Below are 15,524 nucleotides of genomic sequence, written 5' to 3' on the forward strand. Positions count from 1 at the left end.
TGTTACTTTGTCACCTTAGTCGGTATCACGATTAGGTTCAGCATTTGGTGATGCTGGCTGAACTGATACTGTGATTTCATTGGACTGTTGTGTTGGCCTGCTTTCAGCCGAATCCTTTCCAATCACCTCGTGAATTTCCTGACTATCATTAATAATCAGGGAATCGCTGCCGGTGTTTTGCTGTTCAATCCGCTCTTCCGCTTGTTTATTGAGCACTAAAATACTGATGCGACGGTTAACCGGTGCGCTGGCATCTTCTTGTTTCAAGCGAACCGTTGAAGCCATGCCAACCACCCGCAATATCTTTCCTTCATCCAACCCACCCATTAACAGTTCTCTCCTTGATGCATTCGCCCGATCTGCGGAGAGTTCCCAGTTACTGTAACCACGTTCGCCATTGGCATATTTCAAGTCATCGGTATGACCGGATAGGCTGATTTTATTAGGAATATCGTTCAGGATTGGTGCAATAGCCCGTAAAATGTCACTCATGTAACTTTCAACTTTCGCACTGCCAACCATAAACATTGGCCGGTTTTCCCGGTCAATAATCTGGATACGTAACCCTTCATCCATCATGTCAATCAACAGATGTGGACGTAATGCTTTAAGGCGAGGATCAGTAATGATCAATTGATCAAGTTGCTCACGTAGCCTATTTAATTTGCGAGCCTCATCATTAGCTTCAACGACTTCAACCTGACGCATAATATCTCCTTCCTGATGAAGCACATCTTCCCCTCCTCCCGGAATAGGATTGGAGCTATCACTGCTACGCTCCCCTTTATTGATTGCAACTTGTAACGGAGTACGGAAATATTCTGCAATTCGGGTCAGTTCTTGCGGGCTGGAAATTGCCAGCAGCCACATAACCAGAAAAAATGCCATCATGGCGGTCATAAAGTCAGCATAAGCAATCTTCCATGAACCACCATGATGTTTGATGCCATTTCTTTTACGTCTTTTTACCCTAATGACAGAGACGTTACGCGCCTTCATGTTTGTTCTTCAGTTTCTTGCTGGACAGGTGCTTTTACCCGGCGAACATGTTCTTCCAGCTCAGTGAAAGAAGGACGATCTGTGAGATATAGTGTTTTACGGCCAAATTCAACAGCAATTTGCGGAGCATAACCATTCAGACTGGATAACAATGTCACTTTAATGCATTGCATCATTTTAATATGTTCACCGCTGCGTTGACGTAACAATGTCGCCAGTGGAGAGATAAAACCATAGGCCAGCAAAATACCAAGGAATGTCCCAACCATCGCATGAGCAATCAGCACGCCAAGCTCTCCTGCCGGGCGATCTGCCGAACCCAAAGCATTAACAACCCCCATAACAGCAGCGACAATGCCAAAAGCAGGAAGAGAATCTCCAACCATCGTCAAACTGGTTGCCGGGATCTCACTTTCCTGTTCATAAGTTTCAATTTCTTCATCCATCAAAGCTTCAATTTCATGAGGATTCATATTGCCGCTCACAATCAATCGCATGTAGTCAGTGATAAAATCCATCAAATGCTTATCTTTAAGCAAACGCGGATACTGGGTGAAAATATCACTTTGCTGAGGATGTTCGATATCTCGCTCTAATGCTAAGACACCATGCATGCGGGATTTTGCTAGCAACCGGAAAAGCAGCGCCATCAGATCCATATACATCACTTTGTTATATTTAGATCTACGCATTACCTTTGGCAAAACACGCAATGTTGCCTTAATTGCTTTTCCGTTGTTACCCACAATAAAAGCACCGATACCAGCACCAGTGATAATTAAAAATTCAGCGGGTTGATAAAGTGCGCCTAAATGACCACCTACAATCAGGTAACCACCGATTACCGCACCAAAAACTACGATATATCCTAAAAATACTAACACGCGATATCCTTTAGCTAGGTTGGTGAGCGGATGGGAAGTTGAACAGTCTGAATCCAGAATGGTTGCGGTTTCAATACAGGTTACAAGAGAAAAAGCACTAATCTGTAACCTGTAGGAATAATTTTCCCATTTAAATTCACATTGCGTGCTGAGCAAGTCCATCCAGCAGTTGTGAATTAGTATCGGCAGACTCAGAGGAAAGTTTACGTTTTTTTACTGCACGTGATGGCGGTTGGCAAAGGCTACAAACAAAGCTATTCACAGGTTGATGAGCATGAGTAATAAAAGTTCCACCACAGGTACGGCACTGTGAAGGTTGCAACATGCCACTGTCGACAAAACGAACCAGAGTCCAGGCACGAGTCAACGCCAAAACCGGGGCGTCTCCTTCAACAGGAGGACATTGTTCAAGATAGAGTCGATACGCTTTAACAACAGCTTCCACACCTTCACAATAACCACTCTTGAGTAAAAAACGGTAGGCATTATAGAACATCGATGAATGAATATTCTGTTCCCACGTCATAAACCAATCTGTTGAAAAAGGCAGCATCCCTTTGGGCGGGGGACTCCCCCTCAATTCTTTATAAAGCTTAATTAATCGCCCTCTGCTCAATTGCGTTTCACTTTCAAGCATCTGTAACCGTGCCCCCAAAGTGATGAGTTCCATCGCCAACTGTATATCCTTAGCTTCTTGAACTATACTTTTCTCGGCCATCTCTTATGCTCTTTTTTTCACTGACGTATCGTCTTTCGAAGATAACTTCTGAAACAAATGAGTAGATAACAAAATGCCTGTATGTATTTGTTGTAAATCATCCACACGAGATTCCCTAGTAAGCTGCTGAATAGTTTCACTGTCTTCGAACCGGAAATTACAGACTAATTGATTAGTCTCAGCGAGCTTGACCAACTGAGGTAATGTCAATTCAGACAACATATCAGCCATAGAATCACTAATACCTAAACGGAACATCGCTGACGCTTTTTCATGGTTAATTAATCGCTGAGCTAAAAGCAAATACGATAAATTTATGTCATAAATATGTTTGAGCAATTCAACCGTACTCATTTCTCTATCCCGTCCGATTACATTAAAAAATCAGTTAAGTGTTCGAAAAACCACTCGTGACAAAATTCCTAAAATAGCTTAGGGATTAATAATCTCTTACATAACTAAAATATACAGGCTTAGTCAGAGTAGTAACCATCCTTTGTATTACTTTTGATTCATCCAACTTCAAAAATATTACGGTAGTGAGCTACAAAAGTATTATTGCGTTACCTGATATAACATTTTTCATTGGCGATTAAGAATATTCTTAATACGGAACAACTTTACTCCTGAATCATCAACTTATACAACGGAAAGAGAGCGCAATTTTAAATACTATGTGACATAACTCACAAAAACAAGGGCTTTTAATATGCATTTAATCGATGAGTTGCTCATTAAACATTCAAACAATTAAATAAAATCCGAATTCTCAATTTTAATAAGTTAAATTATCTAAATAAAAATATTAGATATATTTTTTGATTTTATACGATCTATTAAACTTATAAATTTAAAATAACGATAAAAAATCCTATCCTGAGTCAAACTAACACCCCAAAAGACAATTTTATCCTTGAGTAACAAGTGTAAACAATAATCTTATTCTGAGATCCGGTATCTCCATTTGTACGATAAAGCAGATTAATTTTATGTAAAATTTGGTTGCAAAAAAGATACTGGTATGATCACTTTTCGTTTAGATTTGTACTTTTTTTAATCCAAAGGCTTAACTGAAAATGTATACCATCACGTTCAGATATCACTAACCATACAAAAATAGCATAAAATACAGTAAGATAATGAATAAAAAAACAACTATAACAACATTTTATTGATTGCATAACAATCAATATCCAGCATAGAGATAACCAGAAAAATCGGTCTATTTCGACTCCTGACAACCCAAATAGCGACAAAAAACATTAGAAAAATTTATCAAAAATCATACCTTATAATATAACAATACGCAAAATACTTCGATTGATTACTTTATCTTTTTCATCTTGAATCTTCGTACTTCAAATTAACCATTAATTAAATTTACACATTATCAATATATATATTTTAAAAACATTAGGCATTTTAAACGGATTGAATGTGATTTATTACCCTTAAAACCTGATTTAAAGCTCCATAAGAGATACAATTCCAGCAATAAAAATTTTCAAATCACAAAAATATATAACCTTACTAAATATCCATCATAAATTAAATTACCACCATTTATATAATACAAGAAATGGATAGTTTACAGATTAATATTTAAATAAAAAACACACACCATTTCCGAACTCACATATTCTCATAATACAAAAAAAGTAAAATATTAAAAGTCATTTTTCCGTCTTTCATTATTTCATATGATATTTACGATCACCATCCCAAAAACACTATTTTCACATATAAAAACATAGCTAATGACGTCATTAATGTATATCACAAACGTCACTTTTTCATACGATAAGAATATATAAAATAATTAACTGCACAGAGAAAAAACAATTAATTGATATTTATTGCAAAAATAATTAATAGGAATAGAAATAAAAACCAATATCATTTACAACCAAAATAATGAAATTAATAATTATTGGTAACAGAAATACCCTGATATTTCATGAAAAAATGGAAAAAATAGGATTTTGATAAGAAATTTATTTACCCATATAAATAGTAGTGATAATTTTCCAAGTAATTATAATTATTCATCAAACATGATAGTTAATGCAACAACCGATTACAACCTAACCTAATCACAGAAAATACTCTCAGAATAAAGGCGCTAAACCCAATAGTTCATCAAACAAAAATAGAATATAGCGATCGAGAATCATTATCAACTATGTAATCAATAACACTGGAAATGCCCCTGTTTTTTGGACAAAACACATCCTTTATACGAGCAATATGTGAACAAAAAATATTTTAGAAGGTAACAATTCAATACACTAATCTGGCAGAAATAAAACTCAACAAACAGAATTATTAACTAAAAAAATAATAAATGCATATATATATATCTATACAACCAAAAATTCCCCAAGCTAGCTTCTCCAACACTATATAATACCCAATATTTTTAATACCTCATTTATAATGTTCTCCTCAGGAACTGTTTAATCCATTTTATCCCGATATAAAAAAGCTAATAAATATCATTCATCAGATCTTGTACTAGTAAACGAATATTTTGTACCAGAAAGAATGGAATAAAAGCTCTGCTAATCAACATTGAAAAAACATTACCAAAGTTCAAACTTACCGTTATATTCAAACACTTGATAATACTCGCTCTCTTCTCTTAACTACTCCTCATTTACCCCTTTAAGTTCTTACCAAGACTGGTAATACCTATCGCTTTTTTTGCACTATCTGTACCTTTGCTAACAAAAACTCCTACATCAGCTGATCTCAATACCATAACATCATTAATGTTATCATCAAGAAACCAACCGTATACCCGTTCTTTTACAACACAAGATTTTTACGATGCGCAGTTTAAATACCAATTTGATTTCATTTCTCAAGATTTCAGTAGTCATCAGCTCTGTTTGTTAGAATGCTAAAATAACTTTGAATTCCAACCCTATACCACGACAAATCCTGACACTAATAGTCGTGTTACCCTTGGTAAGAACTCTTGCTACCACTCCACTCTCTTAATACAGAAATAACAGAGACTACTCCCATCTCTACTGGCTCAAAGAAAGTTAGTAACTCCTGTAATATCATCACTCTTTCATCACCATAAAGATGACCCGCGTTTTTACTTTATCATTGGATAAATATCGAACTGTTAAATTAATGCCCCAAAATCTTGTCTGGTGGTAACCATTGGCTACTTCCATTATTTTTTCACGGCATTCTCCATCAAGCAGAATTATTATCTATTTTACTCTTATATAAGAACAAACTTAGATCATTTCTTCTACTTAGCCATCGAAAATAATTGATATTTTCACTGAAAATTCTGAGTAGTAACGAGCAACTAATAGCAAGCCAAATTAAATATCAACTCATCAATTTTTCTGTACCCGCGAATGGTACCTATATCAGGTTTACCACGACTAAGTTCTGATATAAGAATAGCAATGTTAACAATCAATCCAGCGACAATGACCAAGGCTAAAAATACCGTATCGAACGACTTTTACCTGATGAAGCCCATTTCCCATATCTGACTCAAATAGTACCAGGATCGGCAAAACTACAACTCAGTACTGTCACCACCATTCTCATCACAAGCTTCACTGCTTGTTTATAATTTATACTTACTAAAATTACCAACGTATCAATAAAAGCATCATAGGCGAAATATTCACCTTAATTATTCGAAAAATAGCACTAAATGGTTTCTTAATTACACGTTGCCTAACCGAGAAAACATACCGTAGGCAACGCTTTATTTGTTTCTTATGACGAACCACCATTCGTCAATGGTGATTCTTTACCGAACTAGTGATTTCTGTTTTATGCAAAAGATTTTCAGATCGGGGGTTCAGAAGCAATTTTCCAGTTTATTGAGCTAACGCTCTTTTCCAGACTTATACGACAAACAATTGCTTCTATTTCTTTTTGCTCTGCCAGTGTTGCTAACACTTCAGCACGCACTTCAAATTTTCCAGGTTGAACCCTATCAGCGAAACTCAGTGATTGTAACCTCACAGCTACGCCATTGAGAGCTTGTAGTACCAAAGTTCTCACCAGAATTTCGTCATCACTGTCACACACTATGTGAATTTTATAGCACTGTACCTGATCAATGGCCTGCTGCCTGGGTTGTAAATTAATACGTTGAGCGGCTTCACGTAACAATATATTTGCGCAAAGAATGATCGCAGTTGCTATCGCGGCTAGCCAATATTGCCCAAGACCACACAACACACCAATTCCAGCCGAGCACCACAGGGTTGCTGCGGTATTTAATCCACGAATATTCATGCCTTCCCGCATAATGACGCCAGCACCAAGGAAACCAATGCCTGAAACAACTTGCGCAGCAATACGACCGGCACTATCGGGTGAAGTTGTTATTGAACTGAGGATAAAAACTGCTGCACCAGTCGCAACTAATGCATTAGTTCTTAAGCCTGCCATACGTTGGCGCCATTGGCGCTCAGCACCAATTAATGCACCAAAACACATAGCCGATAATAAATGAAAGACAAAAGGAGTTATTAACATGACATTCTCCATACAACCAAATGGATAAATAATCATGTGCATTTATTTTGCACACAGAAACGTATGCTGAATGTTTAATTCAGCCCTATTTTCTGTCCATACCAGGAGGTAACAAAGCGTAAATATATAACAGCATAATAAAAACCCAATATACTATCTTAGTTACTTAACTAAGTACCAGATAACGCTATTTTTTGAGTAAGTACAGCTCAGATATTTTGAGTAGCACTGCCCGCTTTATTTGGCAAGCAGTAAATCGGAAGGGATATACAGCTTGCCGTTTTATTGTCTATTTAACTGAAAACTTTGACTGTCCAATGGTTATCTCTCCAATGAAATTTGCACGAAGTATAATCAGGAGTAATTAATAAGTAAAGAAAGATATGACTCTAACCAAGAAAAAGCCCACCGCTATAGGAAATAGCGATGGGCTTAAAAATCATCCAAGCAATCAGATAGCTGTTACGTTTGCTGCTGCTGGACCTTTCGCACCATTTTCAATGGTGAATTCTACATTCTGGCCTTCTGCCAAAGTTTTGAAACCGTTACCCTGAATGGCAGAGAAGTGAACGAATACGTCTTTGCTACCGTCAGCTGGGGTGATGAAACCGAAGCCTTTAGACTCGTTGAACCACTTCACTTGACCTTTCATTTTGTCAGACATTGTGACTTTCCTATATATCAAAAAAATTTTGCCACCATTGGGCATGTATTGGCCAGTTATATCAGCTATTACTTATGGAGGCACTAAGAAGGAAACGCGTCAACAAAGGCTATCTGAGGATAACACTTACACATAACTCATTAACTCAAGATGTCGTACATAAAGTAGGTCTGTTTATCAGGCCGGCTGCATTAACTCATGATAGAAAAGGAATAGCAACCTTTTTATGCATTGGTGTTTTAAAAAAAATATTTATGCTCATTATTAGAGCAACAATTTAACAAATAGAGTTACTCGTTATAAATTTTTTTGATTTATTCAACCATTATCTTAATGAAAGCATTAATGTTAATCTCAGTCAATAACAGTTGGCAGATTAAAATAAGACAACTGATCTACGTAAGATTACCTGCCCCATGCTAACCTTAGAAGCAAGTCGTTATGAAAATATTTCATTTTTTCTCCATTTAATCAGGTCAATATTATGAATACCATTAAGCAGATACTGATTCAGGATCTCGAACGAATCAACATTGAAGAACAACGTGATGGTAAACCTCGTTTTAACCGCCAGTTTATCAGTAACCATCCTTATCTTTGCTTGGCTATGTTTGTATCCTACCTATTTCTCGCGGCACTTATCTGGTATACCCCATATTTTAGTTTACTTTCACTGCTAGCCTTTACTGTACTCTTCATTATTATGTCAGCGGTTTTATTATTCGAAATCAAACCAGTGTATCGGTTTGATGATATCGGCGTACTTGATCTACGGGTATGTTACAACGGCGAATGGTTCGTCAGCGAAAAAATCTCAGATTGCGCAATCAAAGAGCTTTGTTCCCATCCCCATGTTTCATTAACAATAAAAGATGAAATCAAACGCATTATACAAACGAAAGGTGAAATTCATTTTTACGATGTTTATATCATGGCATTTCCTGAACAATCACATATAGCAACATCGTTACCGATCATAAGTAGCTGATAATGAATAAAGGTACTCAATTGCAGTAAAATAGCACAGTTATAAGGCAATGTGCTCATATGACAGTCAAATAACAAAATAGTAAGCTTTTTGCGTTGACAGTGTTTCAATTGATCGCTAATATTCGTCCCGTTCTCAAGAGCGATTCCTCCATAGTTCAGTCGGTAGAACGGCGGACTGTTAATCCGTATGTCACTGGTTCAAGTCCAGTTGGAGGAGCCAAATTTAAGCCTAGAGATGCTAAAGAGAATCTCTAGTGTGCATGAAATAACTAGAAAAAATAGTTAACGCGCAAAAAGCCCAATGTAAATTGGGCTTATTTCTATGTAAACAACCACACATTCGTGAGCACCAAGCCAGTTAGTCCAAAACCACCTTATAAGTTTTCTCTTTAGATTTATGCAATATATTCGTTTCACCAATAAATGATATTTCGTAATGAATTTTCACCAGGCCATTACCTATATAATTAAAGAAATCAATTCCACCCGGTTGACCATCGGCATTTTTTTCAGGATTAATTACAGCCAATTTGAAAACATTATCTTCACTACCTTGTAAAGAATCTATCTTTAATACCAAATGCCCTGCATCCCGATCGTCAGCAGAATATCCTCTTATATGTACTGTACCTTTTTTCAATTGCTTGTCTTTAAGTTTAACATCGCTAACCGAAATATTGATGTCATACTCAATAATACTTTCACCAATTGGTCGGCCCCTATTTTCATCATACTCTTCAATGTAAGGTACTTCCAAATCACGATGGACCTGAACCGTCTCAGAACCTTCATCAAGTTCTACAAGTACACGTTGAACAGCCGAAAATCTAGCAGTACCGCTTTCACTAATAGTATAATAAAGGCTATCATGCTTACCTTCAGTAAGGAGAGCATTTTTTACAGGCAAACTACGAATATCACCGCTATTTTGTACACCAGGAACAACTTCAACATTGTTATTATCAAAAACAAATTTCAATTCATGTTTATCTAATATATTAGAATCAGTGAAAAGTACTTTAACTCCTGCTTTTATATCATCACCACTAATGACATTATCATAATGCGCTGGATATACAGGTGCAGCCAATCCTACTGATTTCAATTTAAATCGATTCAGAACCGCTTTCGCTACCACACCACCGCTCGCATCCGTGACTTCAGCCTCAAAACCAATTGTAGCGTTAACCTTCTGATCTGTTTTAATTTTTACTAATATTTCAAATGCTCTACTAACAGGATTGAATGCGTTATCGCTACTTACAACTTCATATTCGCCCTCATTCAAGCCACTCACTACAATTTTACTTTTGTAAGTATCTAATGGTACAGAACCGTCATCATCCTGTAGAACGACATATAATCGCAACGGAACGTTAAACCAATCTTTATGCGAAACCCAGTTAGCGACATCAGTATTAATTAAAAACTTCATGACTTTTCCTCATCTGTTTTATATAAATCACCAGAAAATTAGCCACTCTTTTCGGGGGATATTATTTTCTTATTTTATATTTAAGATTACCTTCACCTCCTCACCAATTATTTAATTTAAGATGTTTTCTGGAATAGTTTTTATTCATTTCATTGCATTTATATGTACATACAAATACATTATTAAATTGAGAATATCTTAGTGCACTAGCAGTAAATGAGATTTCATTATCAATGACAAACCCTTTAATATTCAATCTGGCGTGGGTTAAATTATGTTTGCCAAATCAGAATTCAGATAACAAATTACTTTTTCAGTTAATAATTATAGACGAGAAAATCCGATAATAAATATCAAAATACAATAAGCGATCTGTTAAAACAGATAAAATAGGAAAATTACCATTAAATATAAAAACATCATAAATAACACCAAAATAAAATTATACTATATATATTTAATTATATTTTTAGTTCTCATTATTAATTATTTTCCAAATAGAAACTATAGATGATATTTTCACCATCCAATTATCATAGACAAACATCAGTTAATTCTCATATTTCTTGAACTGAAAGGTTTAATTGGCTAAAAAACATCACCTTGAACACCGGTTAACCAATCAAACTCAATTTTCACTTTTCCCCTTTGACAAGCCTAAAATACCCAGATACTATTCGCCTCGTTGTCAAGGACAATTCCTCCATAGTTCAGTCGGTAGAACGGCGGACTGTTAATCCGTATGTCACTGGTTCAAGTCCAGTTGGAGGAGCCAAATTCATGAGAAGCCCGCCCAGTGCGGGCTTTTTGCATTTTAAATCCCACCATTTGCTTACAACGTAATATAATAATTCTGATCAACCTGCTTGCTTCCTATAGCATAAATCTCCAGCAAATACCCCTTATTCGGCATAAAAACAGATCAATAAGTTTAGTTTGTCAGCAAACAAACCATTTTTGTTATTTTCTGCTTTGACAAAGCAAAAACATACCGTTAATATGCACCCCGTTGTTAAGGAGTTCCTCCATAGTTCAGTCGGTAGAACGGCGGACTGTTAATCCGTATGTCACTGGTTCAAGTCCAGTTGGAGGAGCCAAATTATGAGAATCCCGCTTAATGCGGGATTTTTGCTATTCTGACCTCTCTACTTAGTTCTCCACTACTATTTTACTCACAACATAAGCAAAATAATTCTATTCAACTCACGTTAACGGAATAAAATTCCATCAACCCTCAATTAATTAGCATAAAAACACAACAAAAAGTGTATTTTGACAGCAAACAAACTATTTTTATTATTTTCTACTTTGACAAAGCCGAAACATATCACTAATATACGCCTCGTTGTGAAGGAGTTCCTCCATAGTTCAGTCGGTAGAACGGCGGACTGTTAATCCGTATGTCACTGGTTCGAGTCCAGTTGGAGGAGCCAAATTCATTTCTTTTTTTACCCTCAAATTTTATTTTTCCCTTTGTTATAAGAAAATCCACCTCTGATTGCCCTAACCTAATTGATTTAGTTGGTAATTTTGCTAAAAATTATATTCATTAATAGCTATTCGACCATTTTAGCTTTATCATCCATTCCCGGCCTGAATATGCTGAACTCAGCATCTTTCATTCCTATCATATATACTGGAGCCGGTTTCTCATGACCACTGAATCATACACAATAAAAATCCGCCGCCCTGATGACTGGCACATTCATTTCCGTGATGGTGAAATGCTAAAAACTGTCGTTCCCTATACCAGTCATTACTTTGGCCGAGCTATCGTCATGCCTAATCTGCTTTCACCGATTACAGAAGTGGTCAGCGCCAAAGCCTATAGGGATAGAATATTGGCAGCCATTCCCGAAGGGCATGACTTCCAACCTCTTATGACCTGTTATCTTACTGACACTACTGAAAGCTCTCAGATAGAAATAGGTTATAGAGAAGGCGTTTTTACCGCCTGTAAGCTCTACCCTGCCAATGCCACAACCAATTCAAGTCACGGTGTTTCTGATATAAAGAATATTTATCCGCTATTAGCAGTGATGGAAAAACTGGGGATGCCTCTGCTCGTTCACGGTGAGGTTACTGCTTCTCATATTGATATTTTTGATCGAGAAGCCCGTTTTATTGAACAAGTTATGGAACCACTACGTAACCAGTTCCCAGCACTGAAAGTTGTGTTTGAACACATAACTACCAAAGAAGCTGCACAATATGTGCTGGAAAGCGATGACAATCTGGCAGCGACATTAACTCCACAGCATCTCATGTTCAATCGCAACCATATGTTAGTTGGCGGGATTCGTCCACACCTGTACTGTCTGCCGGTGCTGAAACGCAATGTACATCAAGAAGCTTTGCGGGCAGCCGTCGCCAGTGGCTGTAATCGCTTCTTCCTGGGCACAGACTCGGCGCCACATGCACAACATAGAAAGGAATCCTCCTGTGGTTGTGCCGGCGTCTTCAACGCGCCATCAGCGTTAGCTGCTTATGCAACCGTATTTGAAGAGATAAATGCATTACAGCATTTTGAAGCTTTCTGTTCACTTAATGGCCCTAAATTTTACGGACTACCTGTCAATGAAGGCTTTATCGAGTTGACTCGCAAACCTTCTACCATCATTGAACACATCGATTGCAATAATGAAAGACTTATTCCATTTTTGGCTGGCGAAGATGCCCGTTGGAGTGTGAAAGTAGTAGACTGATATAACATGGGGATAGTCATTATCCCCATTAATTTACATAGTTACCAATACACCAACAAATTGACTCATAATTCCTAACAAAAAACCTTCTTACTTTCATTAAAAAGCATATACTAACTAATGACTCATTCGAGAATGAGGCAGTTTGCTCTTAGTCAATGATATTAATAAATAATGCAGTGATCTGATTAGGAGGTTTTATGGGCAGTAAAGATGAGGTTATTCAAACGCATCCTGTTGTAGGTTGGGATGTGAGTACCGTTGATACATATGATGCAATGATGCTACGCCTTCACTATTTGTCCTCCCAAGATCAAACACCAGAACATGTCATGGTAGATCGAACCTTATGGTTGACAACTGACATTGCAAAGCAATTGATATACATCCTCCAGGCAGGAATTGAAAAGATCGAATCTTCAGAATACAGCGATCTAAACCATACGAAACATTAATAATCTTAAACCCGGACACCCGCATAAATGGGTGTCCGGCTAGGAGACCCATCAATTCATCTCAAAGATTTTGTCTGGAATACCATATCACTATATAATAATTTCGGATTAAGTTAACTTAACCATCACAATTGCCGAGTTGACTACTAATATATGGGGCGTTTATTGTGAGTTTGGCCAAACAGGAACAGGGATGTACAATAATGAAAATCTTAGTTGTTGAAGAGTGCTATTATACCCGTTCAGGTATCAGCGAGTTTTTAAAGCAGAGCGATAATGCTGAAAATCTTGAAATCGTTGACTCGCCTTCAATCAACGAGGCTATAGATATTGTAACTCATTTTTCTCCTGATATCGTTCTGGCTAACTTGACACACTATTGCCATCATGCCAGTTACTGTTCCGATTTACAGAAATTTATTACTCTTATAGATAACACGCGTATATATATATACCTTCATAGCGCTTATCCTTATTGTGACAATCATATTACACTGAAGGATAATGCTTTTATTCTGGCAAAGAAAAATCTTACCTATCTGCTTAATAAAATTAGCAAAACTACATTGCAGGAAATTCAGAGACATAAAGCGACAGTCGACCAATGTTGCTCTATTTTCAGTCCTCAAGAGCATAAAGTTATCGATTATTGGATGAAAGAAACGCCTAATTACAAGATATCACAAAAGTTAAAGATCAGTAGTAGCACAGTCTATTCCCATAAAAGACACATTACTGAAAAGATGAATGTGCGTAATAGAATTGAACTCTGCTTTATTTACAATGTATTTAAATATCTCTATTAAAGTCTCCTTTAACTAAATCGAATAAGCTGGCACATTGCTCTCTGTGCCAGCGATTAATCACATTATTCAACAGACTGTATTGAAGTACTGCTCAATCCATCCTGTAGGCGATGCCGGGATTTATTAAATATTTTAGCTCCATTTTCACGACCGGCACGGCGAGCACGCTGTTCGGTTTCCGGTAACCTGATTTCTTCTCGGCACGCTTCGCTACAACAGCCTTCAAATTTAATCGCACACTCTTGGCACTGAATAAACAACAAGTGGCAACCCTCATTCTTACAATTAGTATGACTATCGCAAGACGCACTACATTGATGGCAATGAGCAATCACCTCATCTGAAATACGCTCTCCCATCCGCTCATCAAAGACAAAGTTTTTACCAATAAAACGTACCGGTAATCCCTGTTCCCTCGCTTTACGGGCATATTCAATAATACCGCCCTCTATGTGATGGACATTTTTAAAGCCATTGTGCAACATATAAGCACTGGCTTTTTCACAACGAATACCACCGGTGCAGTACATTACAATATTTTTATCCTTATTATCCTGCAACATTTCCACAGCCATTGGCAGTTGTTCACGGAACGTATCAGAAGGAATTTCAATTGCATTTTCAAAATGCCCGACTTCATATTCATAGTGATTGCGCATATCGACAAATAACGTTTCAGGATCATCCAACATCTGGTTGACCTGAGCTGCTTTAAGGTACTCGCCGGTTCTTGATGGATCAAAAGTTTCATCTTCAATCCCATCAGCCACTACTCGGTCACGTACTTTCATACGCAAAACCCAGAAAGATTTCCCATCATCATCTAGGGCAATATTCAGCCTCAAATTATCCAATGCAGGATCAACGCTATACAATAACGCCTTGAATGCTTCCAAATTATGAGTTGGTAAACTTATCTGAGCATTGATCCCCTCTTTAGCAATATAAACCCGGCCAAATACTGAAAGGTCAGTAAATTGCTGATATAAACTGTTACGAAAAGCCAGAGGATCTAAGATATTAAAATATTTGTAAAAAGAGATGGTGGTACGAGGTTGGGTCTCCGCCAACATACGTGCTTTCAGCTCTCTATTAGAAATGCGGTTGTGTAACACTGGCATGGTGTACTTTCCTGAATTTCAAGTCATAAAATAGGGATGTATAAGTGGATAGCCTCCGCTATCAAGCGTAATATGATAACGAAAATGATTTTCAACGAGTAGTCATTTATAACGCAGCAATAGGAAATCAGTAGTAAAACGGGATGCCGCCCCTCCCATCAGTTGAGCACGCAGCCCTTGACACACCGGCTAATAGAATAAGTCAAACAGCCGACAACCCGCA

General features: G+C 37.1%; 12 protein-coding genes and 4 tRNA genes. 8 read left to right on the forward strand and 8 right to left on the reverse strand.

Features of this window, described 5'->3' with window-relative positions; all coding sequences use genetic code 11:
- Positions 1–15 precede the first annotated feature (15 nt).
- From motB to cspE, 6 genes are all read right to left on the reverse strand, one after another.
- Positions 16–999, reverse strand: coding sequence for a flagellar motor protein MotB (motB, locus tag Phpb_RS12815; protein WP_065390660.1), 984 nt, complete (start codon positions 997–999; stop codon positions 16–18).
- A complete protein-coding gene (motA, locus tag Phpb_RS12820) occupies positions 996–1,883 on the reverse strand; it encodes a flagellar motor stator protein MotA (RefSeq protein ID WP_065390661.1) in 888 nt (295 codons plus the stop codon). The genes motB and motA overlap by 4 nt, the downstream gene beginning before the upstream one ends.
- 136 nt (positions 1,884–2,019) lie before the next feature.
- Complete coding sequence (flhC, locus tag Phpb_RS12825) at positions 2,020–2,601, reverse strand: flagellar transcriptional regulator FlhC (RefSeq protein ID WP_065390662.1); 582 nt, start codon at positions 2,599–2,601, stop codon at positions 2,020–2,022.
- 3 nt (positions 2,602–2,604) lie between these two features.
- Complete coding sequence (flhD, locus tag Phpb_RS12830; RefSeq protein ID WP_065390663.1) at positions 2,605–2,955, reverse strand: flagellar transcriptional regulator FlhD; 351 nt, start codon at positions 2,953–2,955, stop codon at positions 2,605–2,607.
- Between the two features lie 3,471 nt (positions 2,956–6,426).
- Positions 6,427–7,125, reverse strand: coding sequence for an MgtC family protein (locus tag Phpb_RS12835; RefSeq protein WP_065390664.1), 699 nt, complete (start codon positions 7,123–7,125; stop codon positions 6,427–6,429).
- A 451-nt stretch (positions 7,126–7,576) separates the two neighbouring features.
- Positions 7,577–7,789, reverse strand: a complete 213-nt coding sequence (cspE, locus tag Phpb_RS12840; protein WP_010847246.1) for a transcription antiterminator/RNA stability regulator CspE — start codon at positions 7,787–7,789, stop codon at positions 7,577–7,579.
- A gap of 484 nt (positions 7,790–8,273) precedes the next feature.
- On the opposite strand from cspE, the gene Phpb_RS12845 reads away from it, so the two are divergent.
- Positions 8,274–8,777: a YlaC family protein gene (locus tag Phpb_RS12845; protein WP_065390665.1), complete on the forward strand. Its 504-nt coding sequence runs from the start codon at positions 8,274–8,276 to the stop codon at positions 8,775–8,777.
- Between the two features lie 146 nt (positions 8,778–8,923).
- Positions 8,924–8,999: transfer RNA gene (locus Phpb_RS12850), tRNA-Asn, on the forward strand.
- 138 nt (positions 9,000–9,137) lie between these two features.
- Here Phpb_RS12850 and Phpb_RS12855 read toward each other — a convergent pair.
- A complete protein-coding gene (locus Phpb_RS12855) occupies positions 9,138–10,214 on the reverse strand; it encodes a hypothetical protein (RefSeq protein ID WP_065390666.1) in 1,077 nt (358 codons plus the stop codon).
- A 699-nt stretch (positions 10,215–10,913) separates the two neighbouring features.
- Between Phpb_RS12855 and Phpb_RS12860 the strand changes: the two genes are divergently transcribed.
- From Phpb_RS12860 to Phpb_RS12885, 6 genes are all read left to right on the forward strand, one after another.
- Positions 10,914–10,989: transfer RNA gene (locus tag Phpb_RS12860), tRNA-Asn, on the forward strand.
- A 246-nt stretch (positions 10,990–11,235) separates the two neighbouring features.
- Positions 11,236–11,311 (forward strand) — tRNA-Asn (locus tag Phpb_RS12865).
- Positions 11,312–11,571: 260 nt separating this feature from the next.
- Positions 11,572–11,647, forward strand: a tRNA-Asn gene (locus Phpb_RS12870).
- A 219-nt stretch (positions 11,648–11,866) separates the two neighbouring features.
- The gene (gene pyrC, locus Phpb_RS12875) at positions 11,867–12,919 is read left to right on the forward strand and encodes a dihydroorotase (RefSeq protein WP_065390667.1); all 1,053 of its coding nucleotides are present in this window, start codon (positions 11,867–11,869) and stop codon (positions 12,917–12,919) included.
- A gap of 200 nt (positions 12,920–13,119) precedes the next feature.
- A complete protein-coding gene (bssS, locus tag Phpb_RS12880; protein WP_036775794.1) occupies positions 13,120–13,374 on the forward strand; it encodes a biofilm formation regulator BssS in 255 nt (84 codons plus the stop codon).
- A gap of 203 nt (positions 13,375–13,577) precedes the next feature.
- The gene (locus tag Phpb_RS12885; protein ID WP_065390668.1) at positions 13,578–14,180 is read left to right on the forward strand and encodes a response regulator transcription factor; all 603 of its coding nucleotides are present in this window, start codon (positions 13,578–13,580) and stop codon (positions 14,178–14,180) included.
- 62 nt (positions 14,181–14,242) lie between these two features.
- Here the strand turns inward: Phpb_RS12885 and trhO are convergent, their stop codons facing one another.
- Positions 14,243–15,301 (reverse strand): oxygen-dependent tRNA uridine(34) hydroxylase TrhO, encoded by a 1,059-nt coding sequence (gene trhO, locus Phpb_RS12890; RefSeq protein WP_065390669.1) that lies wholly within the window; start codon positions 15,299–15,301, stop codon positions 14,243–14,245.
- Positions 15,302–15,524: the final 223 nt, after the last annotated feature.

Origin of the sequence: Photorhabdus namnaonensis (genome assembly GCF_001684335.1) — a bacterium.
Classification (GTDB): domain Bacteria; phylum Pseudomonadota; class Gammaproteobacteria; order Enterobacterales; family Enterobacteriaceae; genus Photorhabdus; species Photorhabdus namnaonensis.

Coding starts and splice junctions, on each gene's coding strand:
- flhD (WP_065390663.1), bottom strand. CDS start 2,955: ATGAGTACGGTTGAATTGCTCAAACATATTTATGACATAAATTTATCG.
- flhC (WP_065390662.1), bottom strand. CDS start 2,601: ATGGCCGAGAAAAGTATAGTTCAAGAAGCTAAGGATATACAGTTGGCG.
- motB (WP_065390660.1), bottom strand. CDS start 999: ATGAAGGCGCGTAACGTCTCTGTCATTAGGGTAAAAAGACGTAAAAGA.
- Phpb_RS12855 (WP_065390666.1), bottom strand. CDS start 10,214: ATGAAGTTTTTAATTAATACTGATGTCGCTAACTGGGTTTCGCATAAA.
- Phpb_RS12885 (WP_065390668.1), top strand. CDS start 13,578: ATGAAAATCTTAGTTGTTGAAGAGTGCTATTATACCCGTTCAGGTATC.
- trhO (WP_065390669.1), bottom strand. CDS start 15,301: ATGCCAGTGTTACACAACCGCATTTCTAATAGAGAGCTGAAAGCACGT.
- pyrC (WP_065390667.1), top strand. CDS start 11,867: ATGACCACTGAATCATACACAATAAAAATCCGCCGCCCTGATGACTGG.
- cspE (WP_010847246.1), bottom strand. CDS start 7,789: ATGTCTGACAAAATGAAAGGTCAAGTGAAGTGGTTCAACGAGTCTAAA.
- bssS (WP_036775794.1), top strand. CDS start 13,120: ATGGGCAGTAAAGATGAGGTTATTCAAACGCATCCTGTTGTAGGTTGG.
- Phpb_RS12835 (WP_065390664.1), bottom strand. CDS start 7,125: ATGTTAATAACTCCTTTTGTCTTTCATTTATTATCGGCTATGTGTTTT.
- Phpb_RS12845 (WP_065390665.1), top strand. CDS start 8,274: ATGAATACCATTAAGCAGATACTGATTCAGGATCTCGAACGAATCAAC.